The 24701-nt window shown below is 42.5% G+C and carries 22 protein-coding genes; 16 read left to right on the forward strand and 6 right to left on the reverse strand.

Annotated elements, in window-relative coordinates; all coding sequences use genetic code 11:
- From KSX81_RS22525 to KSX81_RS22550, 6 genes are all read right to left on the reverse strand, one after another.
- Positions 1-927: a glycosyltransferase family 2 protein gene (locus KSX81_RS22525; protein ID WP_175353836.1), complete on the reverse strand. Its 927-nt coding sequence runs from the start codon at positions 925-927 to the stop codon at positions 1-3.
- Positions 924-2252: an O-antigen ligase family protein gene (locus KSX81_RS22530; protein ID WP_004306328.1), complete on the reverse strand. Its 1329-nt coding sequence runs from the start codon at positions 2250-2252 to the stop codon at positions 924-926. Before KSX81_RS22530 ends, KSX81_RS22525 begins: the two co-directional genes overlap by 4 nt.
- On the reverse strand, positions 2242-4464 hold the full coding sequence (locus tag KSX81_RS22535) for a GumC family protein (RefSeq protein WP_004326955.1): 2223 nt from the start codon (positions 4462-4464) through the stop codon (positions 2242-2244). Before KSX81_RS22535 ends, KSX81_RS22530 begins: the two co-directional genes overlap by 11 nt.
- Before the next feature lie 12 nt (positions 4465-4476).
- Positions 4477-5223: a TolC family protein gene (locus KSX81_RS22540; protein ID WP_004300382.1), complete on the reverse strand. Its 747-nt coding sequence runs from the start codon at positions 5221-5223 to the stop codon at positions 4477-4479.
- Positions 5224-5360: 137 nt separating this feature from the next.
- Positions 5361-6632 carry a BamA/TamA family outer membrane protein gene (locus tag KSX81_RS22545; protein WP_004300383.1) on the reverse strand — a complete coding sequence of 424 codons (1272 nt, stop codon included), beginning with the start codon at positions 6630-6632 and terminating at the stop codon, positions 5361-5363.
- 107 nt (positions 6633-6739) lie between these two features.
- A complete protein-coding gene (locus KSX81_RS22550) occupies positions 6740-7750 on the reverse strand; it encodes an acyltransferase family protein (RefSeq protein WP_004326956.1) in 1011 nt (336 codons plus the stop codon).
- A 213-nt stretch (positions 7751-7963) separates the two neighbouring features.
- Between KSX81_RS22550 and KSX81_RS22555 the strand changes: the two genes are divergently transcribed.
- From KSX81_RS22555 to KSX81_RS22630, 16 genes are all read left to right on the forward strand, one after another.
- Positions 7964-9358, forward strand: coding sequence for a C1 family peptidase (locus KSX81_RS22555; protein ID WP_004326957.1), 1395 nt, complete (start codon positions 7964-7966; stop codon positions 9356-9358).
- A 172-nt stretch (positions 9359-9530) separates the two neighbouring features.
- On the forward strand, positions 9531-10880 hold the full coding sequence (locus tag KSX81_RS22560) for a Na(+)-translocating NADH-quinone reductase subunit A (RefSeq protein ID WP_008775870.1): 1350 nt from the start codon (positions 9531-9533) through the stop codon (positions 10878-10880).
- Between the two features lie 133 nt (positions 10881-11013).
- A complete protein-coding gene (locus KSX81_RS22565) occupies positions 11014-12186 on the forward strand; it encodes an NADH:ubiquinone reductase (Na(+)-transporting) subunit B (protein ID WP_004300387.1) in 1173 nt (390 codons plus the stop codon).
- Positions 12187-12199: 13 nt separating this feature from the next.
- The gene (locus tag KSX81_RS22570; protein WP_004326959.1) at positions 12200-12874 is read left to right on the forward strand and encodes a Na(+)-translocating NADH-quinone reductase subunit C; all 675 of its coding nucleotides are present in this window, start codon (positions 12200-12202) and stop codon (positions 12872-12874) included.
- 21 nt (positions 12875-12895) lie between these two features.
- The gene (locus KSX81_RS22575) at positions 12896-13537 is read left to right on the forward strand and encodes an NADH:ubiquinone reductase (Na(+)-transporting) subunit D (protein WP_004326960.1); all 642 of its coding nucleotides are present in this window, start codon (positions 12896-12898) and stop codon (positions 13535-13537) included.
- A 110-nt stretch (positions 13538-13647) separates the two neighbouring features.
- Positions 13648-14274: an NADH:ubiquinone reductase (Na(+)-transporting) subunit E gene (gene nqrE / locus KSX81_RS22580; protein ID WP_004300390.1), complete on the forward strand. Its 627-nt coding sequence runs from the start codon at positions 13648-13650 to the stop codon at positions 14272-14274.
- Between the two features lie 18 nt (positions 14275-14292).
- Entirely contained in the window at positions 14293-15567 is a 1275-nt protein-coding gene (gene nqrF, locus KSX81_RS22585) for an NADH:ubiquinone reductase (Na(+)-transporting) subunit F (protein WP_004300391.1), read from the forward strand.
- Between the two features lie 250 nt (positions 15568-15817).
- Positions 15818-15997 carry a hypothetical protein gene (locus tag KSX81_RS22590; RefSeq protein WP_004300393.1) on the forward strand — a complete coding sequence of 60 codons (180 nt, stop codon included), beginning with the start codon at positions 15818-15820 and terminating at the stop codon, positions 15995-15997.
- 46 nt (positions 15998-16043) lie between these two features.
- A complete protein-coding gene (locus tag KSX81_RS22595) occupies positions 16044-17378 on the forward strand; it encodes a DEAD/DEAH box helicase (RefSeq protein WP_004300394.1) in 1335 nt (444 codons plus the stop codon).
- A gap of 205 nt (positions 17379-17583) precedes the next feature.
- On the forward strand, positions 17584-18651 hold the full coding sequence (gene serC / locus KSX81_RS22600) for a 3-phosphoserine/phosphohydroxythreonine transaminase (RefSeq protein ID WP_004300395.1): 1068 nt from the start codon (positions 17584-17586) through the stop codon (positions 18649-18651).
- A gap of 99 nt (positions 18652-18750) precedes the next feature.
- Complete coding sequence (locus KSX81_RS22605; RefSeq protein ID WP_004300396.1) at positions 18751-19671, forward strand: NAD(P)-dependent oxidoreductase; 921 nt, start codon at positions 18751-18753, stop codon at positions 19669-19671.
- Between the two features lie 162 nt (positions 19672-19833).
- The gene (locus tag KSX81_RS22610) at positions 19834-21081 is read left to right on the forward strand and encodes a DUF1015 domain-containing protein (protein WP_004311623.1); all 1248 of its coding nucleotides are present in this window, start codon (positions 19834-19836) and stop codon (positions 21079-21081) included.
- Between the two features lie 255 nt (positions 21082-21336).
- The gene (locus tag KSX81_RS22615; RefSeq protein WP_004300400.1) at positions 21337-21954 is read left to right on the forward strand and encodes an IMPACT family protein; all 618 of its coding nucleotides are present in this window, start codon (positions 21337-21339) and stop codon (positions 21952-21954) included.
- Positions 21955-22050: 96 nt separating this feature from the next.
- Positions 22051-22800, forward strand: a complete 750-nt coding sequence (locus KSX81_RS22620; RefSeq protein ID WP_004300401.1) for a C39 family peptidase — start codon at positions 22051-22053, stop codon at positions 22798-22800.
- 79 nt (positions 22801-22879) lie between these two features.
- Positions 22880-23965 carry an HpaII family restriction endonuclease gene (locus KSX81_RS22625; protein WP_004311625.1) on the forward strand — a complete coding sequence of 362 codons (1086 nt, stop codon included), beginning with the start codon at positions 22880-22882 and terminating at the stop codon, positions 23963-23965.
- Between the two features lie 68 nt (positions 23966-24033).
- A complete protein-coding gene (locus KSX81_RS22630; RefSeq protein ID WP_004326962.1) occupies positions 24034-24603 on the forward strand; it encodes a nitroreductase family protein in 570 nt (189 codons plus the stop codon).
- Positions 24604-24701: the final 98 nt, after the last annotated feature.

Here is a 24701-nt window from a genome sequence, read left to right on the forward strand (position 1 = left end):
CTAGAGTTTTTTAAGTGTGTTATTGTTAGTATCTGATGAAGACATGAATAGCCCTGTGCAGACTCCATAATAGGTGGCACAAAACAGGTCGAAACGGCCTTTGAAAGCGAATGACAGACTGTTTTTGCCGGCTGCAATGGTGCTCTGGTAAAGTACGGACATCAATCGTTCCATGCCTTTCATATTACGGCGGGCATAGAGCAAGCGATTTCGTGTCAGGAAATAGGTGCGTAGTTTGCTTAGTTGGCCGGTGCTTTGGCTTTCTTTATGAAAAACAGTGCAACGCGGCTCATACCATAGCTCGTAGCCGGCACGGGTCATACTTGTGCTCCAGTCGAGTTCTTCGTAATAAAGGAAGAAGATTTCCGGCATCATTCCGATTTTTTCGATCACTTCGCGTTTGATAATCATGGCTGCCCCGTGTAGATAGGGGGTAGGATGGGGGGTATCGTAACTTCCGTCATCGGGACAGTCGAAGCCCAGCATATTGTTGCGCAATGTTATCTTTGTCAGCGGGGTAAATCCTGCAAACTGTATGTGTTGCGGCGGAAAGGCGAAACGTATTTTAGGAGACACGCCCCCGATTTCCGGACGACTTTCCAATCGTTCCACCAGGTAGGCGATTTCATCGGATTCGATATATGTATCGTTATTGATAAGGAAAATGTATTTGCCTTTTGCTGCACGGATGCCAATGTTGTTACCACCGGAAAAACCTCCGTTCTCATTGCTGCGGATGCTGATAACCGTTGGGTATAATTCGTGTATTTTGGCTGCTTCATCTTCGCGTGAAGCATTGTCTACCACTATGATTTCATAGCTCACAGACTTCAGCTTTTTGTGTAGTGATTCTATCAGTTCACAGGTGTCTTTGAACCCGTTGTAACAGATGGTAATAAATGATATGTCGGGACTATTGTTTGTCATTCTTGTTCGTTGATTTCGTTATTAGATAGCTGCCGTTCTTTTTCTTCGCTTTCTTCTTTTTTTTCACTGATACGCTTGTCGATATGTGGAGCTGCAAAACAGAGTGCAAAGCCTATGTATACGGGCAACTGGTTGGGATACTGCATAATGTCGTTGACATAAGTGGCGATAAAAAATCCGGCATCCATACAAAGCCATGCCGCGATAAGTCCACGCAGGCCTTTGTTGCGTACTTTAAACATGAGTATCCAGGAGCACCAGGCAAAGAGAATGCCGTGTATGGAAAGGTAGAGTATCAGTCCCACAATTCCCGTTTCCACCCATACGCTGACTAGCCATGAGTCGGGAGGGTAGGGCATTTGCTCTCGTGAATCGAAGTTACCGGCTTTGGAGAGTCCAATGCCGTAGCCTAACGGTTTCTTTGCCATCAACTCTTTCATTCTTTGCCGGTTTTCGACACGCACCTGGTAGGAAGCGTCTTCGGACGGATGGAAAGAGGAACGCATCTTGTGGATATATTGGTTCCCGCTTCCGATATTGGTATAACTGAAGAACACGAAAACGCTGATGGATATGAATATACCTGCCAATAACGCTTTCCAATTTTTGGCAATGACGGTTATCATTAACATTCCTCCCATGATGACTCCCATAGCTGCACGGGTTCCCGAAATACCCATTCCGTAAAGTCCCCCGACGGCGATGCAGAGGAAGTAAATGCGTAGCCATTTGGACTCCACAAAGAAGGCGGAGATGGCAAAGACTACAGCGGACATGGCGGCATGTACTCCGTAGTTTGCTGCGTCGGAGAAGCAGGAAAAATAGCGGATACCCGACCAGATGATATGTGTACGCCATCCGCCCAGCACGTGCAGGAAATAGAGGTCTTTGGAGCTGAAACCATAGTTTTTTTGCCAGTAACCTTTTATCGTAAAGACGAGGACGAATACCGACCAGATGATTAATAGCAGCTCGATGTCTTTTTTTGTGCGGACAACGAGCGGAACAACAAAGGCGCATATTAAAGGTATCAGCGCATAAGGTGTAAGGTTGATGTTCCATGCTGCCAGCACGTTGTTGGGATTAAGAATTTCGAGAAGATAGAAGCACAACCAGATTGTGAACATATAGGTCATGATGTTTTGACCTGCTTTCCAGTTGGTTTGTTCATCATTGTTAAGTTGTATCAAACAGATAGTAGTAAATGACAAGATAATGATCATAGAGAATAACCCTACCTTGATATTTACTAACATTCCTGCTGCAACCAACACAAATTGTAAAGCAAGCAGGATATGGAAAGTCACTATCTTATTATTCGTCATCGTCTTCTTCAGTCTCTTTCGCTTTTCTACTTAGATTGAATATGATTTTTTCTGTAAGTGACAATTGGCTGAAACGATAGCTGACTCTGCGTAATAAGGTATATGGCGGAAGTTGTCCGGTGAAATCTTCCACTGCCTCACGCTTGGCGTTGGTCAGGCACACACGGAACGGAACATCCGTTTTACCCATTTGTGTCGTGAGCTGTTCGCAAAGTTGTTTGTCGATGGTTTTCCATCCGCGGTCTGCCGGGCTGACCAAAATGTTGACATTAGCGTCGTGCAACAGTGCAGTCGGGATATTGCTTGACGACAATGGCGGATAGGCAACGATCAGTATGTCTTCTCCTTGCAGGGTATAAAAATCGGTAATGTTTTTTGCAAGCAGATATTGAGTAGAATCTGTGTTAAAATCTTCTCCATACGTGATGAATCTCGTATTTAACATCCGGCTTTGCATATATCCGCAGATCAGATTTCCAACGATGTCCTCACCGGAGTTTTCGCTGGTACTGAACAGGTTGATGATAAATACTCCGGGGGATTTCCGCTTTGTCAGGAAGCGGAGTATGGAGTTGCTCAATTCTTTGATGGAAAGTTGGACGTAGGTTTTGGCTAGTCCGCCATAACGGGAAGAGGAGGGGCTGGGAACGGCTCCTATTACCTTAAATCCGGTCACTCGTTTGGTTCGGTTTGCATCACGCAACGTTCTGTCAAGAATCTCGATTAATAATAATAGAGCGATGATTATCAGAAAACTACCTATGCAGGCGGCAATGACAATCTGCTTGCGGTTGGTTGAATTGGATGCAATCGGATAGGTCGGTTCATTGAGCACTTTCAATGTAGCAGAAGTCATTTCCAGATTTTTCTTTCTCAACAGGGCTTCGTTGTAGCTCTGTAACACGGTCAGGTAACTGCGTTCCGTAAAGTTGATGGAGCGTTCTTTTTGTTTGATGGTGGTACCTACAGGGGCGAAAAAAACGTAGCGGTCGTTCAATTCCTGACGGGCATTTTGTACAATTAGTAGTTCGGCCTTAGCTTTTTCAAACAACAGGGTTTGTTCCAGCCATTGGTCGATGATATTGGTCCGGCTGGCACCTTCTTTGGTGTATTTGTGACTTACGTAGGAAGTGGTTAAATCATTTAATTCTTGTTTAAGTTCGCTCAACCGTTTTTTGTCACCTGTCAGAGATCCGGTATCTTTTTGTTTGGAGTCGCTCATTGCTTCCACTTCCGAGATTTTGCTGGTGATATTGGATGCTTCTCTTAATTTGTCCACAAATTCCATATTCTTGAGCACTTGCTTGGCATTGCTGTCCATGTGCTTCTCCAGTTCTTCGAGCATTGACTTGGTACTGTTGTATGCAAAAAGTGCATCTTGTTCCCGCAGCTCGAATTCTTTACTGATGGCCGCGATTTCTTTGGTTTCGTCCAGATAGTTGATGATACGTTTTTCTACGTTGTACTTGGTCAGGTCGTCTTCCTCCGAGTTGAGTTTTTTGCCGATGCGTTTCAACTCTTCCTCAAAGTATTTGATGACTTTGTCTGTTTCTCCGTAGCGAATACGGCGGTATTCTTCCACAAATTCGTCCATCAGGATGCTTACCGTGTTGTAGGCTATGCCGGGATCGCCGGAAGTATAGCTGATGTCCAGCAAATCACTCGTGAGCCGGCGTTGCACTTTGATGTTTTTCAAAGCGTTGTAGCTATAGAAAGGGTGATTGTAGTAGAACATTTCATAGATGTAGTTACCTTTTTTCGGACGCATATATGCTTCCAGATTGGCAACTGTTTTATCTTCGCTCGATTTGTCGATCAGCTTTAATATTTCCGGTCCATGCGGACTGTTTTTTAAGTGGTTATAGGTGTAATTGTAGCTGGATGGGGTGACTCCGTCGTTGTCATTGTCTGGATTTCCCTGGATAAGTACACGGGCAAATAATCGCAGGAATACTCTTTTCAGGGTGCTCTCGGCTTGCATGATACTTATCAGGTTGTCCATCGAATTTTGTACTGTCGCCCAGTCTGTGCGTTTATCGCTTTCCAAGTTGTATCCCGAGGCTACTCCGGTATAAAGTGTTGCTTTCACGTCGTATCCACCTTGCATGTGACGCGTATAGTAGAAGACGAGTAACGTGAAGATAGCGGTTCCTACCAGTATTAGCCAACGGTGGCGAAAGAGGGTCCGTATGATAGAAATGATGAAGTTCATATCTTAGTTTTTTTATTTTCTTATGATGGGAGTACGTGAAATAACCTCAAGTATCATTAAGCTCTTTGTCAATTCAAACTTGCTATTCTCATATGCCTCACGTGCAGTTGACTGCCTTTCTTTATCTACGGCCAAGTCGGAAGATTCTATGGTTCCGTTGGCAAAATTCTTTTCAGAAATTTCATATTGCACATTAGCAAGTACCAAACTTTCACTTCTCATTTTAAGTACTCTTATCTGTGAGGTAGCCATCGCATACATCTCAATAATATTCTTCTTGATTTCGTCGTACTTCACTTCCCGTTCCAATTCTGCACTGCGTAATGTGAGCCTTTGCCGGCTGATTTTACCCTTGAGGTCGAATAGGTCGTCTAAGGGGATGCTTAGACCGGCACCTACTGTGTAGCCATTTTGTGCCTGGGTGGAGTAGGTGAGGTATGGGGCGAGTGCCACGTCCGTATAGGTGGACTCATTGCCGAACATTCCGTATTGATAGCTTCCCCGTAGACTGAAGAAACCCAGAAATGACCATTTCTCTTTTTGGAGTAATTTGCGCTCGATTCTCGCCTTTACGTCCGCCATCTCATAAATGGGGCTGTTCTTGGCATTTTCGAATAAAACGGATAGAGGGGGAAGTACTATTTTAGTATAATCTTCTTCACTTAGTTGAGAATAGTCAGACACTTCTTGTGCAACTACACGAGTGGTAGAGACGAACAGAAGTAATAACCCCGAAAAAAAACATATAAATTGCTTCATAAAAAAATCCTATTATTTGCTCTTGCTGTGTTATAGCTTGCGCAAATATAAGGATTAATTTCATTTATGTGCAGTCTTTTATTATCTATTTTACAATCTTTCTTGTAATTTGTGCACAATTTGTCGCGTAAATGGCGTCAAAAGGCTTCTGTCATGTTGAAGTAGAACAAATTCTGCTTGTTCACCATGTCTCTGCCGAAGTCAAGGCGTACATTCATACGGGGTTGAACTTCAACGCGTAACCCTAATCCGAGGTTGGGAAGCACACCTTCTATCTTGCCCGGAGTGGGTCCCATGAATCCGCATCCTCCCCAGGCTACATATCCTATATGACTTAACATCTTTTTTACCCAAGTGCTTTTGTCCGTATTTATCATCTGGCGGTATTCGGCCATCATGACATGCGAGGACTTGTCGCGAAACTGCCCCATGTAGTAACCGCGAAGATCGAAGGGGGTTCCGCTAAGTACATATTTTGTTAAGGGTACATCTCCGAATGCGTTTTTGCTTTGCACTGTCCAGGCTATCACTTTGCGGCGTCCTACTGTTTTGTATTGGCGGTAGTCGATTTCCAAACGGTAAAAGTTATTATCGCTGCCGAATACCTTGTTATACATCATTCCCCGAAAGTCGAGGTAAGTTCCGCTATATGCATTTGCAGGAATATCACGTGTGTCATACGTCAGCAGGAAACCAAGTCCGGAACTGAAATTTTTGTATCCGTGTTCTGTTCCTCCTGCCGCTATATATGAGGGCTCATTAACCATTCCGGCAGCCGGTTTGGTAATTTTATCATAGTTCAAATCGACTTGAGGACCTGCAAAAATATTGCTTTCTCCCAGACGGAACAGGAACCAGGGGTTTACTTGGATGCCGCTATAACGGTACTCGCTGGTGTCTTCTCCACGTTCATAATCTTTATTGGTGGAATATCCGATGCCATAAAAATTTTCGATTGTATTTTTATATGAGAAAGTTCCGAAGATACGGAAGCGGTCGCCTTTAAAAAAGAGCTGTGGTTTTGTCATCAGGTTCAAGCCGCCTTTGAACATCAAGGCAATGGCCATCGGCACTACCGAACGTCGTTGGGTGGTATCACTCGGATTCATCCGGAATGTCATCAGTGCGCTACCGCCCACCAGTAAACCAAAATCCGGCGTATAACTGGGACCACCCAATATGTTATAGTGTAAATTCCGGTTTGCCACGCGCTGGCGACGCAGCTCGCGCTTTGAAAGGACAGGAATGGTATCTGACGGGATGTCTTCAATATCTGTAGGAGTAGTATCACTGATAGAAGTTGTAGACCTTTGCAGTTCATCGCTCTTTACTGCCGTACTATCAGCCGCGGCTGACATCATATTGATGGATGGAAGCATCATCAATATTCCTATTATATATTTCTTCATAATTTCTCTGTGAGGAATTCGACTGCAAAGAAAACTCTTTTATTTTGATTAGTTTTGAAGTTCTTAGATAATAAATCTAAAAAAGTCATTCTAAGGGCAAATAAAGGCTATTTTGGTATGCGGATTTTTCCTAACAGTAGAGGGATATGCTTCTTGCAGAATATAATGAGTGGATAATTGATTGCTGTAATAAGTAGACTTATAATAAAGGCTATGAATGTAGAGTAGGTAATATTATCGATATGCAGGTATTTTTCTATAGCAAAATTGAATACACCTATGAACATCCAATGTATACCTAAAATAACCATTGTGCCTATTGATACATTATAATTTATGGTGGATGTAATTTGGTTGAGTATAAATCCGATTCCAAGAATCATACAGCTTCCGGTGAATCCCAGGAGGTGGAAATTTACTATTTCGGGCAGTGTTGTATAGTTACTGGTGTATCCCATCGAAAAAAATGTGGCAAATGAAACAATGGATAAAATCAGCCAGATGATACTTTGATGCAAGGAATTTGCGATGTTTTTTATCTTTGTCCGTTTCAATGCTTGTCCGGTAAAAAAGAATATTTGCAATGCAAAAAAACTATGTGTAGCATAGGTACCATAGATGGAGTGTTGGTTGAGCCAATAACAAATGAGTATGGAGACTAGGCTGCTGATACCTGCCGTCAACCAGTATATTGATTGTTTTTTTTGTATAGTGTAGGAATATATTTTTATCATAAACAGGCAATATATAAACCATGTGGGGCCGTTAATGGGGTCTGACGACAGTGATTGAATGAGGGGTTGTATGATACTATTGTGTATATTGATGACTTGATGAGGTACTATAAGTTCTCTAACAAACCAATACGGGTAAAATATGAATTGATAGATGAGATAGGGGAGCAGCAAAGTCTTGAGATCCTTATATAATTCTTCTTTTATTGTTCCTTTAGGGTTGTATAAGTAACCGGATATAAGAAAGAAAAGTGGCATGTGAAAGGAATAGATGATCGTGTGCGTCTCTGATTGCATTGGTACATGTCCCCAAATAACTAGAAATATAGCTATTGACTTACTCCAGTCAATCCAATTATATCGTACTGATTTTGCGCTTGTCATTTTGTTGTGTTTTAATTTTGTGTGCAAATATACGATTATTTATTCTATCTGCAGGTTTTTCTACAATAAGTTATTATTGTTTGCTAAAAAATATTATTCGTTTTTTAGGAGTTTGTTTGCATATATCTAAGAATTCAACAACCTTTGCAAAAGAGTAATATGTTTTATCTATTATAAGAAGGTGAAATATGACAACATTTTAATATCAAATCAATGAATAAACAGATTTTATCAATTTTTGTTTTATGTGCTTTTTCTTATTCTACACAAGCGCAAGAAGTGAAAGGAGGCATCAGCGACTCCATGATGCAACAAATCAAGCAGAGTTACGCAAACACTCCTACTGACAAGGCTATCCGCAACGCTATCGGTAGCAACGACATTCGTAAACTGGCTCTCAATCAGGATAACCTGAAAGGGATGGACACACATTTCTCCATCAAAGTGCCTTCCAAAGGTATCACCGATCAGAAATCTTCCGGCCGTTGCTGGCTTTTCACAGGTTTGAATGTGATGCGTGCCAAAGCGATCGCCAAGCATAACCTCGGTTCTTTCGAATTTTCGCAAACTTATCCTTTCTTCTTCGATCAGCTGGAGAAAGCTAATCTCTTTCTGCAAGGTATTATCGACACCAGCAGTAAGCCGATGGATGATAAAATGGTGGAATGGCTCTTCCGCAATCCTTTGAGTGACGGTGGAACATTTACCGGTGTAGCCGATATTGTCAGTAAATACGGGCTTGTTCCCAAAGATGTGATGCCGGAAACCAACAGTAGTGAAAATACCTCCCGTATGGCAGGTCTGATCGCCCTGAAACTTCGTGAACAGGGGCTTCAACTCCGTGATCTCGCTGCGCAAGGTGCCAAGCCTGCTGCCCTTGAGAAAACAAAAACAGAGATGTTGAGCACCATCTACCGCATGTTAGTGTTGAATCTCGGTGTTCCTCCTACTGAATTTACCTGGACTGAATATAACGCTAAGGGTGAGCCTGTGTCTACCGAAACTTACACTCCGCTTTCTTTCCTGAAAAAGTATGGTGACGAAAAACTGATTGATAATTATGTCATGTTAATGAACGATCCGAGCCGTGAATATTATAAGTGTTATGAGATAGACTACGACCGCCACCGTTACGACGGCAAAAACTGGACGTATGTCAATCTTCCCATCGAGGATATCAAAGAAATGGCTATTTCTTCTCTCAAGGATAGCACGATGATGTATTTCTCTTGCGATGTAGGTAAGTTCCTAAACTCTGACCGTGGTCTGCTGGATGTCAAAAACTACGACTACGAATCTCTTATGGGTACTTCTTTTGGCATGAACAAGAAGCAACGTATCCAAAGTTTTGCCAGTGGCTCCAGTCACGCCATGACTCTTATGGCCGTCGATCTTGACAAAAATGGAAAACCGACGAAATGGATGGTTGAAAATAGTTGGGGACCCGCCGCCGGTTATCAGGGTTATCTCATTATGACAGATGATTGGTTTAACGAATATATGTTCCGCCTAGTAGTAGAAACGAAATATGCATCGAAAAAAGCTCTCGAGGTGTTGAAACAGAAGCCTATCCGACTTCCTGCTTGGGATCCTATGTTTGCTGAATAGTTCTTTTTCTTTGCTTCTGTCTTTTGTTCCGGAACAAAAGATAAAAGATTACGTGCACGAACACGAAAGGAATTACGGATATTTTTCCGTAATTCCTTTCTTTTTTCCTCCCGAATCCCAATCTTATTTATTACTTTTGCGGCAAATTTATGAAACCATTATTTTATATAGCATGGCAAATGTAATAAAGTTACGTAAAGGCCTTGACATAAACCTGAAAGGAAAAGCTGCTGAAACGTACGCAACAGTAAAAGAACCGGGATTCTACGCACTTGTACCCGATGACTTTCCTGGAGTGACGCCTAAGGTAGTTGTGAAAGAGCAGGAATATGTAATGGCTGGTGGACCCTTGTTTATCGACAAGTATCATCCTGAAGTGAAATTTGTTTCGCCGGTGAGCGGCGTGGTGACGAGTGTAGAACGTGGTGCTCGTCGTAAGGTATTGAACATCGTAGTAGAAGCTGCTGCAGAGCAGGACTATGAAGATTTTGGGAAAAAGAATGTTGCTTCGATGGATGCTGAAGCTGTGAAATCCGCTCTGTTGGAAGCTGGACTTTTCGCGTTTATCAAACAGCGTCCTTATGACATCATTGCAGATCCGACGGTAACCCCGAAAGGAATCTTCATCTCCGCATTCGATACCAATCCATTGGCTCCGGATTTCGAGTTCGCCCTCAAAGGCGAAGAAGCAAACTTCCAGACAGGGCTTGATGCTCTTGCCAAACTGGCAAAAACCTACCTGAACATCAGTGTGAAACAGAACGCTGCCGCACTGACACAGGCTAAGAACGTTACAATCACCGCATTCGACGGACCGAACCCTGCAGGTAATGTAGGCGTTCAGATCAACCACCTCGACCCCGTATCCAAGGGCGAAACGGTATGGACTATTGATCCGCAAGCCGTAATCTTCATCGGTCGCCTCTTCAATACAGGCCATGTAGATTTCACCCGTACAGTAGCTGTGACAGGTTCCGAAGTGTTGAAACCTGCATACTGCAAACTACAGGTAGGCGCATTGCTCACCAACGTGTTTGCCGGCAATGTAACAAAAGACAAAGATTTACGCTACATCAGCGGTAACGTGCTGACAGGAAAGCAAGTATCCCCGAACGGATTCTTGGGCGCATTCCATAGCCAACTGACTGTTATCCCCGAAGGTGACGACATTCACGAAATGCTTGGATGGATCATGCCACGCTTCAACCAGTTCAGTGCCAATCGTTCTTATTTCAGCTGGTTGATGGGTAAGAAGGAATATACGTTGGATGCCCGTATCAAAGGTGGCGAACGTCACATGATTATGTCGGGTGAATACGATAAGGTATTCCCGATGGACATTCTGCCCGAATATCTGATTAAAGCAATTATCGCCGGTGACATCGACCGTATGGAAGCACTCGGCATCTACGAAGTGGCTCCCGAAGACTTCGCCCTTTGCGAGTTCGTCTGCTCTTCAAAGATGGAACTGCAACGCATCGTTCGTGCCGGACTCGATATGCTCCGTTCAGAAATGGCGTAATCGAATAAGAGATTAAATAATAAAAATTAAAATAAGCGATAGTTGAAATCTTGCGAAACGGCTCTCTGTGGATACAGCATAAACCCAGCACAGCCAATTTTCAACTCTCAACTTTCAATTTTCAATTAAATAAATGAAAGCGTTAAGAAATTATCTCGATAAGATAAAGCCGAACTTTGAGGAGGGCGGCAAATTCCACGCATTCCAGTCGGTGTTTGACGGCTTCGAAACATTCCTGTTCGTGCCCAGCAAGACTGCGAAAACGGGAACGCACATACATGACGCAATCGATAGCAAGCGCATCATGTCGATTGTGGTTATTTCGTTAATACCGGCTTTGCTGTTCGGTATGTACAACGTAGGTTACCAGCATTTCACTCACACAGGTGCTACTGGCAGCTTCATCGAAATGTTTATCTACGGATTCCTGGCAGTACTGCCTAAAATAATCGTATCATACGTAGTAGGTCTTGGCATTGAGTTCGTCGTAGCTCAATGGAAGAAAGAAGAAATCCAGGAAGGATTCCTTGTTTCCGGTATCTTGATCCCGATGATCGTTCCGGTAGACTGTCCGTTGTGGATTCTTGCCGTAGCTACTGCATTCTCTGTTATCTTCGCAAAAGAAGTATTCGGTGGTACAGGTATGAACGTATTCAACGTTGCGTTGATTACTCGTGCATTCCTGTTCTTCGCATACCCGACCAAGATGTCCGGTGATGCCGTTTGGGTGTCAGGCGACAGTATCTTCGGTTTAGGACAAAGCGTAGACGGACTCACCGTTGCCACTCCGCTGGGACAAGCTGCTACATCAGGCAGTGTGCCTGCATTCAACATGGATATGATTACAGGTCTGATTCCGGGTTCTATCGGTGAAACCAGCGTAATCGCCATCCTGATTGGTGCCGTTATCCTGCTTTGGACAGGTGTTGCAAGCTGGAAGACAATGATTTCCGTATTCGTAGGTGGCGCATTCATGGCATGGGTATTCAACTCAATCGGCATGGAAAACAACACAATGGCTCAAATGCCTTGGTACGAACACCTCGTTCTTGGTGGTTTCTGCTTCGGTGCCGTATTTATGGCTACTGACCCTGTGACTTCCGCACGTACAGAAAGAGGTAAATATATCTTCGGATTCCTGATCGGTGTGATGGCTATCGTTATCCGCGTACTGAATCCGGGTTATCCGGAAGGTATGATGCTTGCCATCCTGCTGATGAACATCTTCGCTCCGCTGATTGACTACTGTGTAGTACAAAGCAATATCAGCCGTCGCGAGAAACGCACTATCAAGTCTAACCAATAAATACCGAAAGAAAATGAATACGAATAGTAATAGTTATACTATCATTTATGCTTCGGTAATGGTTATTATCGTAGCATTCCTGCTGGCATTCGTTAGTTCTTCACTGAAATCTACACAAGACAAGAATGTGCAGTTGGACACTAAGAAACAAATCCTCGCTGCATTGAACATTAAGAATGTGGAAGATGCGGATGCTGAATATCAGAAATATGTGAAAGGGGATATGCTGATGAACGTAGACGGTACGCTGACTGAAAATACAGGTGAATTTGCTACCAACTACGAGAAAGAAGCGAAAGAACAACAACGTCTGCACGTGTTTGTATGCGAAGTGGACGGTCAGACTAAATATGTGGTTCCTGTTTATGGTGCAGGCCTTTGGGGTGCTATCTGGGGATATGTTGCACTGAACGAGGATAAAGATACCGTTTACGGTACTTACTTCTCACACGCTAGTGAAACTCCGGGTTTGGGTGCTGAAATTGCAACCGAAATGTTCCAACAGGAATTTGTAGGCAAGAAGACTTTGGAGAATGGCTCTGTTGCTTTGGGTGTTGTAAAACACGGTAAAGTGGAGAAAGCTGATTATCAAGTGGATGGTATCTCTGGTGGTACAATCACTTCTGTAGGTGTAGATGCCATGCTGAAGACTTGCCTGAATAGTTACTTGAGTTTTTTAACTAAATAATAAGGAGGAGAAAGATAGAATATGGGACAACTGTTTTCAAAGAGAAATAAAGAAGTATTCTCTGCTCCGTTGGGAATTGATAACCCGGTAACCGTACAGGTGCTCGGTATCTGTTCTGCACTTGCTGTTACTGCAAAACTGGAGCCTGCTATTGTAATGGGACTTTCGGTAACAGTGATTACTGCATTTGCTAACGTCGTTATTTCATTGTTGCGCAAAACCATTCCTAACCGTATCCGTATCATCGTTCAGTTGGTAGTGGTAGCCGCTCTGGTAACTATTGTAAGTGAAATTTTGAAAGCGTATGCTTATGATGTAAGTGTTCAGCTTTCTGTATATGTAGGTTTGATTATCACCAACTGTATCCTGATGGGACGTCTGGAAGCATTTGCCATGCAGAATGGTCCTTGGGAGTCCTTCCTTGATGGTCTGGGCAACGGTTTGGGATATGCCAAGATTTTGATTATCGTTGCTTTCTTCCGCGAACTGCTTGGATCGGGAACATTGCTCGGTTTCAATATCCTGAACTACGAACCTATCCAGAATATCGGATACGTAAATAACGGTTTGATGTTGATGCCACCGATGGCATTGATTATCGTAGCTTGCATTATATGGTATCAACGTGCACGTCACAAAGAACTGCAAGAAGAAAGTAATTAATTATTTCTGATTTCTGAATTATGATTTATGTTTAGCCTTATAATCATAGTCGCATGATAAGTCTGCTGAATCATAAATTATAAATCATAAATCATAAATCAAAAAGAATTATGGAACATTTATTAAGTTTATTCGTCCGCTCTATCTTTGTGGACAACATGATATTCGCATTCTTCCTGGGTATGTGTTCATACTTGGCTGTTTCGAAGAATGTGAAGACTGCCGTAGGGCTGGGTATTGCGGTAACTTTTGTGTTACTGGTGACACTTCCGGTCAACTATCTGTTGCAAACCAAGGTGCTAGCTGCCAATGCTATTGTTGAAGGTGTTGATCTTAGCTTCTTGAGTTTTATTCTTTTCATTGCCGTTATTGCCGGTATTGTGCAACTGGTGGAGATGGTGGTAGAACGTTTCAGCCCCTCGCTGTACGCTTCGCTGGGTATCTTCCTGCCGTTGATTGCTGTTAACTGTGCCATCATGGGTGCCTCTCTGTTCATGCAACAACGTATCAACCTTGGTCCGAGCGACCCGAAATATATCGGTGATGTATGGGATGCTCTTTCTTATGCATTAGGTTCCGGTATCGGTTGGTTGCTCGCTATCGTAGGTCTGGCTGCTATCCGCGAGAAAATGGCTTACTCTGACGTGCCTGCTCCGTTGAAGGGCTTGGGTATCACATTTATCACAGTAGGTCTGATGGCAATCGCATTTATGTGTTTCTCTGGTTTGAACATCTAAAAAGAAAGGAATAAGACAATGGATATGAATTTAATATTAGCGAGCATTGGGGTATTCCTTGTGGTTATTCTGTTGCTTGTTGTTATCTTGCTGGTTGCCAAAAATTTCCTGGTGCCATCAGGAAACGTGAAACTGACAATCAATGGCGAAAAGGAATTGGAAGTTGCTTCCGGTTCTACTTTGCTTAATACTCTGTCTGTAAACGGAATATTCCTGTCATCCGCATGTGGTGGTAAGGGATCTTGCGGGCAATGTAAATGCCAGGTGCTTGAAGGTGGTGGTGAAATTCTGCCTTCTGAAGTTCCTCACTTCAGCCGTAAACAGCAGCAAGACCACTGGCGTCTGGGTTGTCAGGTAAAAGTGAAGGGGGATATGGCTATCAAAATTGATGAATCTGTACTCGGTGTGAAAGAGTGGGAGTGCGAAGTAATCTCCAACAAGAACGTGGCTACATTTATCAAAGAGTTCATCGTTGCTCTGCCTAAAGGCGAACACATGGACTTTATCCCGGGTTCTTATGCGCAGATTAAGATTCCTAAATTCTCAATGGACTATGACAAGGACATCGATAAGAGCTTGATTGGTGATGAATATCTTCCTGCATGGGAGAAATTCGGTTTGCTGGGTCTGAAGTGTAAGAACGACGAGGAAACAATCCGTGCTTACTCTATGGCCAACTATCCTGCCGAAGGTGACCGTATCATGTTGACAGTACGTATCGCTACTCCGCCGTTCAAACCGAAAGAACAAGGTCCTGGATTTATGGATGTAATGCCGGGTATCGCTTCTTCTTATATCTTTACCCTGAAACCGGGTGACAAGGTAATAATGAGTGGTCCTTACGGAGACTTCCACCCAATCTTCGATTCTAAGAAGGAAATGATGTGGATTGGTGGTGGTGCCGGTATGGCTCCGTTGCGTGCGCAAATCATGCACTTGACCAAGACATTGCATACTACTGACCGTAAGATGTCTTACTTCTACGGTGCCCGTGCGCTGAACGAAGTGTTCTATCTGGAAGATTTCCTGCAAATCGAAAAGGACTTCCCGAATTTCACTTTCCATTTGGCTCTCGACCGTCCGGACCCTGCTGCTGATGCTGCAGGCGTGAAGTACACTCCGGGATTCGTTCACAACGTAATTTACGAAACTTACCTGAAGAATCACGAAGCTCCTGAAGATATTGAATACTATATGTGTGGTCCTGGTCCGATGTCGAAAGCTGTAGAGAAGATGCTCGACGATCTTGGCGTTCCGGCACAGAACCTGATGTTCGACAACTTCGGAGGATAATTCGCAGAAGAGAACAAACCGGTCGGAACAATGACCGGAAAGGTTACATAAACACAGAGCGGGAAATCTGAAAAGCAGTAATGCTTCTTCGATTTCCCGCTTCTTTTTGGTATTATCTCATAATGTCTTTCCGTTATGGTTTGTATCTATTTTATGTCTGTTTTAAAGATAGTTCTCCTTTTTTATCCGTACTTATCTATTATATTCGTATATTTGGCTACACAATAGAATTATTAAAGTACAATAGGTTATGGAATATCATCGTATATCTTTTATTCACAATGATACAGAGTATTCATTTATCAAAGCTATGAGTTCAAGTTTAACGGGATATGCCTTGGTGACAGCTTGTAGGGCAGAAGTAACCATTTACATGAAAGAGAATAATCTGAAAGGTTATTATATATTGACCGGCATGGCTAAAGTTTGATTGTATTTTTATCTCCGTACTCTTTCCTTTTTGTATCTTTGCCCCCATGTTAGAGAAAAATGAAATTATACAGTCGGCTCTCCGCAATTTGAAGATTGAGGAGCTGAATCCGATGCAGGAAGCATCACTTGAACAAGCTACCGGAAGAAAAGACGTTATACTGTTGTCACCGACAGGATCGGGCAAGACATTGGCTTATCTGTTACCTTTACTCCTTACTCTAAAACCGAACGACGACAGCGTGCAGGTTTTGATTCTCGTTCCTTCGCGTGAGCTGGCCTTACAGATAGATTCTGTATTCAAAGCAATGGGGACTTCCTGGAAAACCTGCTGTTGTTACGGTGGACATCCTATCGCCGAAGAAAAGAAAAGTATATTGAGCAATCATCCTGCTATCATCATCGGTACTCCGGGACGTATCACCGACCATTTGTCGAAAGGCAATTTCAACCCTGAAACCATTGAAACTTTAATTATTGACGAGTTCGACAAATCGTTGGAGTTTGGTTTCCACGATGAAATGGCAGAGATTATCACCCAGCTTCCGGGATTAAAAAAACGTATGTTACTTTCAGCTACTGATGCGGCAGAGATTCCCGAATTTACAGGATTGAACCGCACAGTTAAGTTGGACTTCCTTTCGGACGATTCTGAAGAACAAGAGTCGCGCTTGAAATTAATGAAGGTGCTTTCACCTTCCAAAGATAAGATTGATACTTTATATAATCTGCTTTGTACATTGGGAAGCAGTTCGAGCATCGTGTTTTGTAATCATCGGGATGCGGTGGACCGTGTACATCAGTTATTGGCAGATAAAAAACTACTCGCAGAACGTTTTCATGGTGGTATGGAACAGCCGGACCGTGAACGTGCGCTTTACAAGTTCCGTAATGGCAGTTGTCATGTCTTGATTTCTACCGATCTGGCAGCCCGTGGACTGGATATTCCAGAAGTCGGACATATCATCCATTATCATTTGCCGGTCAATGAAGAAGCCTTTACGCACCGCAACGGACGAACAGCACGTTGGGATGCGACCGGAACGTCTTATCTGATTCTTCATGCCGAAGAGAAACTTCCTTCTTATATTCCGGAAGAAATGGAGATAGTAGTGTTGCCTGAAAACCCTCCCCGGCCTCCGAAATCGGTCTGGGCTACTATATATATAGGTAAAGGAAAGAAGGAGAAACTTAGTCGGATCGATATTGCCGGATTCTTATATAAAAAAGGAAATCTGACTCGTGAAGATGTCGGAGCGATTGATGTCAAAGAGCATTATGCTTTCGTAGCTATTCGCCGGGCTAAGGTGAAGCAACTCCTGAATCTGATTCAGGGGGAGAAAATCAAAGGAATGAAGACTATTATAGAAGAAGCGAAGTAAAGATCTTTTCTGTAAGATACCTTACTTGACATCTATGGATAACAAAATGGTGTATATATCCTGTATAAACCAATAAAAAGAAAGGAAAATCTGCTTTAAAACAGTATTTTTATAAGGAAAGATTTGTACGGCGGAAATAAATTCGTAAATTCGCAAGGTCAAAAGACAAAAGTAACGAAATTGTTAAACCAAAAACAAACTTCAAATGAAAAAGCATAATTTCAATGCAGGACCTTCCATTCTTCCGCGTGAGGTGATAGAGGATACAGCGAAGGCTATTTTAGATTTCAACGGCTCTGGTCTCTCTTTGATGGAAATCAGCCACCGCGCCAAAGACTTCCAACCTGTGGTTGACGAAGCAGAGGCATTATTCAAGGAATTACTCAATATCCCCGAAGGCTATTCGGTACTGTTCCTGGGTGGAGGTGCTAGTATGGAGTTCTGCATGGTTCCTTATAACTTCCTGGAAAAAAAAGCTGCTTACCTGAACACTGGTGTATGGGCTAAGAAAGCAATGAAAGAAGCTAAAGGGTTTGGCGAAGTTGTAGAAGTTGCTTCCTCTGCTGAAGCTACATATACTTATATCCCAAAAGATTATACAATCCCGACAGACGCAGATTATTTCCACATTACGACTAACAACACAATTTACGGTACAGAATTGAAGAAAGATCTCGATTCTCCAGTTCCGATGGTTGCCGATATGTCTTCTGATATTTTCTCACGTCCGATCGACGTTTCTAAATATATCTGTATTTATGGTGGTGCACAAAAGAATCTGGCTCCTGCTGGTGTTACATTCGTTATCGTTAAGAATGACGCATTGGGTAAGGTTTCCCGTTACATTCCAACGATGTTGAATTATCAGACTCATGTTGACAGTGGCTCTATGTTTAACACTCCTCCTGTTGTACCTATTTATGCAGCATTGCAGACGCTTCGCTGGATCAAAGCACAGGGTGGTGTGAAAGAAATGGAACGTCGTGCCATTGAAAAAGCGGATATGTTGTATGCTGAAATCGACCGTAACAAAATGTTCGTGGGTACTGCTGCCAAAGAAGACCGTTCACGTATGAACATCTGTTTCGTGATGGCTCCCGAATACAAAGACTTCGAAGCTGACTTCTTGAAGTTTGCTACTGAAAGAGGTATGGTAGGTATCAAGGGACACCGTTCTGTAGGTGGTTTCCGTGCATCTTGCTACAATGCTCTGCCGAAAGAAAGCGTACAAGCTTTGATTGATTGTATGCAGGAATTTGAAAAACTTCATTAATAATATTTTCACCACAGATTATACAGACGGACGCAGATTTTTTTTATTCTGTGAGAATCTGGGTAATCTGTGGTGAGTCTTTATAAACAGAATTAGATTATGAAAATACTTGTAGCTACTGATAAACCGTTTGCTAAAGTTGCAGTAGACGGTATCCGTAAAGAAATAGAAGCAGCCGGATACGAGTTTGCTTTACTTGAGAAATATACAGAAAAAGCCCAGTTACTGGATGCAGTGAAAGATGCTAATGCCATCATTATCCGTAGTGATATTGTTGATGCAGAGGTGCTTGATGCTGCTAAAGAATTGAAAATCGTAGTTCGCGCCGGTGCAGGATACGATAATGTGGACCTGGCTGCTGCCACAGCTCACAATGTATGCGTGATGAACACTCCGGGACAGAATTCTAATGCTGTTGCCGAACTTGCTTTGGGTATGATGGTATATGCTGTCCGTAATTTCTATAACGGAACTTCCGGTACAGAATTGATGGGCAAGAAATTGGGTATTCATGCTTATGGAAACGTAGGCCGCAATGTAGCTCGTGTTGCCAAAGGTTTCGGAATGGAAGTGTATGCTTATGATGCATTCTGCCCGAAAGAAGTAATCGAAAAAGATGGTGTGAAAGCACTTGATTCTGCAGAAGAATTGTACAAGACTTGCCAGGTGGTATCTCTTCATATTCCGGCAACTGCCGAAACAAAGAACTCTATCAATTATGCTCTGTTGAAAGATATGCCGAAAGGTGCTATGTTGGTAAACACTGCCCGTAAGGAAGTGATTAACGAAGCAGAACTAATCAAACTGATGGAAGAGCGTGCAGACTTCAAATATATCACAGATATTATGCCTGCTGCTAACGCAGAGTTTGCAGAAAAGTTTGCCGGACGTTATTTCTCAACTCCTAAGAAGATGGGTGCTCAAACTGCCGAAGCAAATATCAATGCCGGTATTGCTGCTGCTCAACAAATTGTGGGCTTCTTGAAAGATGGTTGCGAGAAATTTAGAGTAAACAAGTAAGATTCTGAATAAGTCTGCCGGATTTTTCAGGATAACTATGGTAGTATCTGAATAAAAACAATCCGTTGCAGAATGTCTTTTTTAGAAATAAGTAGTATATTTGAGCCACAGATTTTCAAGAAGTCTGTGGCTTTAATTTTTTACATATAAAATACTAATATCATGGCAATAATCAAACCTTTCAAGGGCATTCGTCCTCCGCAAAACCTCGTAGAACAGGTCGCTTCACGTCCTTATGATGTACTGAACTCTGAAGAAGCCCGCGCAGAAGCGGAAGGTAACGAAAAGTCTCTTTATCATATTATTAAACCGGAAATAGATTTCCCTGTTGGTATGGATGAACACGACGAACGGGTGTATGCTAAAGCTGCCGAGAATTTCCAACTGTTTCAGGACAAAGGCTGGTTGGTGCAGGATAATAAGGAAAACTATTATATCTATGCCCAGACGATGAACGGGAAAACGCAATACGGATTGGTGGTCGGTGCTTATGTTCCCGATTATATGAATGGTATTATCAAAAAGCATGAGCTTACCCGTCGTGACAAGGAAGAGGATCGTATGAAACATGTACGTGTGAACAACGCAAACATTGAGCCTGTTTTCTTTGCTTATCCTGATAATGAGAAGCTGGATGTTATTATAAAGAAATATACAGCAAACAAGCCGGTTTATGACTTTATCGCTCCGGGTGATGGCTTTGGACATACTTTCTGGATTGTCGACCAGGATGCAGATATTGCTACCATTACTGCCGAATTTGCTAAAATGCCTGCTCTTTATATTGCTGACGGGCATCACCGTTCTGCCGCTGCTGCATTGGTGGGAGCAGAGAAAGCAAAGCAAAATCCGAATCATCGTGGTGATGAAGAATATAATTACTTCATGGCTGTTTGCTTCCCTGCAAACCAGCTAACCATCATCGATTATAATCGTGTAGTGAAAGATCTCAATGGTTTGACTCCCGAGCAATTCCTGGCTGCACTTGATAAAAACTTTATAGTAGAAGAGAAGGGTGCGGATATCTATAAACCATCCGGCTTACATAATTTTTCACTCTATTTGGGTGGTAAATGGTACAGCTTGACTGCTAAGGCCGGTACGTATAATGATAACGACCCTATTGGTGTGCTTGATGTTACAATCTCTTCCAACTTGATTTTGGATGAAGTTTTAGGTATAAAGGATCTGCGTTCTGATAAACGTATTGATTTTGTCGGTGGTATCCGTGGATTGGGAGAGCTCAAGAAGCGTGTGGATAGCGGTGAAATGAAAGTGGCTTTGGCTCTCTATCCCGTATCTATGAAACAGTTGATGGATATTGCAGATACAGGCAATATTATGCCGCCGAAGACTACTTGGTTTGAACCGAAACTTCGTTCGGGACTGGTGATTCATAAGTTAGATTAAAAAATATCTGTAAGATGATGCGAAAATCATTGTTGATAGGGACTATATCAGTAGATGTGACGCTTGATTGATGTAGAAAAAATAGTGACGGGATATGCCCGGGATAGTGACGGTATCGTTGTGGTATACCGTCACTATTTTTATTGGATAGCGTCACTATTTTTAATTCCCCCAACTGCCTATCATCGATAAGTGGAACATTAATATTTCCAAATGATAGATTGACTTTTCTCATTAAAGCCGTATCTTTGCAACATGACTGCTGAAGATACTTATAAAACCATCATTGAGCCTTCCGAAGGTATTTATACGGAAAAACGAAGCAAGTTCATTGCTATAGCCCTTCCTGTGCGTACTCTCGATGAGATAAAGATGCATCTTGAAACGTATCAGAAAAAGTATTATGATGCACGGCATGTATGCTATGCTTATATGTTGGGAGCTGCGCGAAAGGATTTCCGTGCCAATGACAACGGAGAACCTTCCGGAACAGCGGGTAAACCTATTCTCGGACAGATAAACTCGAATGAACTGACGGATATACTGATTATAGTAGTTCGTTATTTTGGAGGAATCAAGTTGGGGACAAGTGGATTGATTGTTGCTTACAAGGCCGCTGCTGCCGAAGCGATTGCTGCCGCTACTATTATAGAAAAGACGGTAGATGAGGATGTGACGGTAATGTTTGAATATCCTTTTATGAATGATGTCATGCGCATTGTGAAAGAAGAGGAACCGGAGATTCTTAATCAGTCGTATGACATGGATTGTAGCATGACATTGCGGATTCGTCGTTCGATGATGCCTAAGTTGCGTGCACGTTTGGAGAAGGTGGAGACAGCGCGGATTCTTGATGATGAGAATATTTTGTAGGTAAAGTATTAGAAGTAGTAATAGAGATAGAGAGTGGATTGCATGATAAATAAATGTCACATAATTTTTAGTCTGTTTTTAAGTTCCTTTGTATGGATGAGCGTTCAGGCGCAAGCACAAATACAGGAAACTCAAAAACTGGCTCCTAATAATATTCCTGTTCCGTGGTATTCGCAGAAAATCGCGGGATGCCCTTACTCGCATTGCTCTCTGGCTTCTTCGTTAATGGTCTTTGATTATTTTAAGGGAATGACGGCTGATACACAACGTACAGCCCAGGATGCAGAAAAGAAACTGATTGAATATCAGCGGAACTACTTTCTGAAAAAACGTGCTCCTTTCCGTCGCCGTACTTCAATAGGGCAGGGAGGATATTATTCTTTTGAGATTGATTCGTTGACACGTTATTATGAAAACATGATAAGTGCCGAACATTTCCAGCAGAAAGATTATCGGATATTGAAAGATTATATTGATCGTGGCATTCCTGTGCTTGTAAATGTGAGATATACAGGTGCAGTTCGTGGTTTGCGTCCTGGTCCGAGAGGGCACTGGATGGTGCTTCGTGGCATTGATGATAAACATGTGTGGGTGAATGATCCCGGACGTTCGCCGGAGATGCGGACTAAAGGAGAAAACATCTGTTATCCCATTAAGAAACAGCCGGGTAACCCTTCCTATTTTGATGGTTGTTGGACGGGACGATTTATCATAGTCACTCCCAGAGAATGGATACGAAACTCCCTGTTTGCACAGGTAGGCAAGCTCCCTCCATTGGAGGAGGTGACTCATATAGTTCCTCCGGTTGTGTCGTCTGTAACCTTACCGCAGGTTATCAATCAGTAGAAGCAACTCATAGTTAGGAAAATTCAGTAGTAGAATTAAGATAGAACATTTGTAGTAAAATAAAGAAGAACAAAAATATATGGCATTTGAAGCAACCAAAAAAGAATGGTGCGAACTCTATTCTTTCTTTCGTCTCTTAGCAGATGGAAAAGTAGTGTTAGGCACAGCAGAAGCAAAGGCGGGAGATACATTTTGGCCTGTTGCAATGATTCAACGGGAAGAACATGATGGAACACGTCAATATTATATTGAAGAAGATACGATTCGTATAGAAGGAGAGAATGGGAGTAAGTCCATGCCTCGTGAAGATTTTGGTATTGTAGCTGATCTGATATTACAGGCTGTGAAATCTTCGCCGGAAAATGATGTTGCTTCTCCAGAAGGAGTAGAAGAGTTTTTAGACGAAGCTGCCATTTTCGATTTGGAAGCAAAAACAGAAGATCGCACAGATTTTTCCATTACATTTTGGCATCCGAAAGCTCCGTTAAGAGGTTTCAATGTCCGTTCACGGTTGGGCGTAATGAATCCGTTGTTGGACGGAGGACGTGCAGCGAATCTTAAACTGGAACAGAGTGGAGTCAAATTTGCCACTCCAACAGTGAATAAAATCAATGCTTTGCCTGAATCTCCGAATGAAGTTGCCGAACGGATGATGATGATCGAACGTTTGGGGGGCGTACTTAAATACGCTGATGTAGCCGACCGCGTATTCCGCAGTAATCTTTTGATGATTGATCTGCATTTTCCACGTGTACTGACAGAAATGGTTCGTATCATGCATTTGGATGGTATCTCCCGTATTAGTGAGTTGACGGAAGTTATTAAACAAATGAATCCGTTGAAGATTAAAGATGAACTAATCAATAAGCATAAGTTCTATGAATTCAAGATGAAGCAGTTCTTGATGGCATTAGTATTGGGAATGCGTCCTGCAAAGATTTACAATGGATTGGATTCGGCAGTGGAAGGTATTCTATTGGTGGATGGAAATGGAGAAGTGCTCTGTTATCATAAATCGGAAAAGCAAATAATGGAGGATTTTTTGTTTTTAAATACCCGTTTAGAAAAAGGATCTTTAGAGAAAGACAAATACGGGTTCCTGGAGAGAGAGAATGGAGTCTATTATTTCAAACTGAATGCAAAGATTGGGCTGGTCAAACGGTAGAAAAGTATAATGTATTGATGCAGTTAAACTAATAATGATGGCATACTTATATAAAATACTTGTTATCCATGAAAACAAATGAAGTTTTAGAGAACATTAAAGCACGCCGTAGCGTACGGGCTTATACTGGCCAGCAAGTTTTAGAAGAGGATTTGCAGGCTATTTTGGAAGCTGCAACTTATGCACCGAGTGGAATGCATCTGGAAACATGGCATTTTACGGCTATTCAAAATATGGATAAGTTGACAGAACTGAATGAACGGATTAAAGGGGCTTTTGCAAAAAGCGACGATTCTCGTTTGCAGGAACGTGGACATAGTAAGACTTATTGTTGCTATTATCATGCTCCGACTTTAGTGATTGTATCTAATGAGCCTACTCAATGGTGGGCTGGTATGGATTGTGCTTGTGCCATAGAAAATATGTTCCTAGCTGCCCAGTCTTTAGGTATCGGCTCTTGTTGGATCAATCAGTTGGGGACAACATGTGATGATCCGGAGGTTCGTGAATTTATTACTGCTTTAGGTGTTCCTGCCAATCATAAAGTCTACGGTTGTGTAGCTTTGGGTTATCCTGATTCGAAGATTCCAATGAAAGAGAAAAAGGTAAAGGTTAATACAATAACTATCGTTAGATAGAATACAGCCTCTTGTCTGATAAAAATAATTCCGGGACTTAACGTATGTGAGTCCCGGAATTATTTTGTGAGGTGATTTTTTAAGAGACAGTGCTCTAG

Source organism: Bacteroides sp. MSK.18.37 (assembly GCF_019129155.2).
GTDB classification, from domain to species: domain Bacteria; phylum Bacteroidota; class Bacteroidia; order Bacteroidales; family Bacteroidaceae; genus Bacteroides; species Bacteroides ovatus.

What these genes read in the sequence shown, in the direction of transcription:
- KSX81_RS22530 (WP_004306328.1), bottom strand. Translation starts at nt 2,252, where the DNA reads ATGACGAATAATAAGATAGTGACTTTCCATATCCTGCTTGCTTTACAA.
- nqrF (WP_004300391.1), top strand. Translation starts at nt 14,293, where the DNA reads ATGGATATGAATTTAATATTAGCGAGCATTGGGGTATTCCTTGTGGTT.
- KSX81_RS22615 (WP_004300400.1), top strand. Translation starts at nt 21,337, where the DNA reads ATGACTGCTGAAGATACTTATAAAACCATCATTGAGCCTTCCGAAGGT.
- KSX81_RS22575 (WP_004326960.1), top strand. Translation starts at nt 12,896, where the DNA reads ATGGGACAACTGTTTTCAAAGAGAAATAAAGAAGTATTCTCTGCTCCG.
- KSX81_RS22560 (WP_008775870.1), top strand. Translation starts at nt 9,531, where the DNA reads ATGGCAAATGTAATAAAGTTACGTAAAGGCCTTGACATAAACCTGAAA.
- serC (WP_004300395.1), top strand. Translation starts at nt 17,584, where the DNA reads ATGAAAAAGCATAATTTCAATGCAGGACCTTCCATTCTTCCGCGTGAG.
- KSX81_RS22535 (WP_004326955.1), bottom strand. Translation starts at nt 4,464, where the DNA reads ATGAACTTCATCATTTCTATCATACGGACCCTCTTTCGCCACCGTTGG.
- KSX81_RS22555 (WP_004326957.1), top strand. Translation starts at nt 7,964, where the DNA reads ATGAATAAACAGATTTTATCAATTTTTGTTTTATGTGCTTTTTCTTAT.
- KSX81_RS22620 (WP_004300401.1), top strand. Translation starts at nt 22,051, where the DNA reads ATGAGCGTTCAGGCGCAAGCACAAATACAGGAAACTCAAAAACTGGCT.
- nqrE (WP_004300390.1), top strand. Translation starts at nt 13,648, where the DNA reads ATGGAACATTTATTAAGTTTATTCGTCCGCTCTATCTTTGTGGACAAC.
- KSX81_RS22525 (WP_175353836.1), bottom strand. Translation starts at nt 927, where the DNA reads ATGACAAACAATAGTCCCGACATATCATTTATTACCATCTGTTACAAC.
- KSX81_RS22570 (WP_004326959.1), top strand. Translation starts at nt 12,200, where the DNA reads ATGAATACGAATAGTAATAGTTATACTATCATTTATGCTTCGGTAATG.
- KSX81_RS22630 (WP_004326962.1), top strand. Translation starts at nt 24,034, where the DNA reads ATGAAAACAAATGAAGTTTTAGAGAACATTAAAGCACGCCGTAGCGTA.
- KSX81_RS22625 (WP_004311625.1), top strand. Translation starts at nt 22,880, where the DNA reads ATGGCATTTGAAGCAACCAAAAAAGAATGGTGCGAACTCTATTCTTTC.
- KSX81_RS22565 (WP_004300387.1), top strand. Translation starts at nt 11,014, where the DNA reads ATGAAAGCGTTAAGAAATTATCTCGATAAGATAAAGCCGAACTTTGAG.
- KSX81_RS22545 (WP_004300383.1), bottom strand. Translation starts at nt 6,632, where the DNA reads ATGAAGAAATATATAATAGGAATATTGATGATGCTTCCATCCATCAAT.
- KSX81_RS22595 (WP_004300394.1), top strand. Translation starts at nt 16,044, where the DNA reads ATGTTAGAGAAAAATGAAATTATACAGTCGGCTCTCCGCAATTTGAAG.
- KSX81_RS22590 (WP_004300393.1), top strand. Translation starts at nt 15,818, where the DNA reads ATGGAATATCATCGTATATCTTTTATTCACAATGATACAGAGTATTCA.
- KSX81_RS22610 (WP_004311623.1), top strand. Translation starts at nt 19,834, where the DNA reads ATGGCAATAATCAAACCTTTCAAGGGCATTCGTCCTCCGCAAAACCTC.
- KSX81_RS22550 (WP_004326956.1), bottom strand. Translation starts at nt 7,750, where the DNA reads ATGACAAGCGCAAAATCAGTACGATATAATTGGATTGACTGGAGTAAG.
- KSX81_RS22540 (WP_004300382.1), bottom strand. Translation starts at nt 5,223, where the DNA reads ATGAAGCAATTTATATGTTTTTTTTCGGGGTTATTACTTCTGTTCGTC.
- KSX81_RS22605 (WP_004300396.1), top strand. Translation starts at nt 18,751, where the DNA reads ATGAAAATACTTGTAGCTACTGATAAACCGTTTGCTAAAGTTGCAGTA.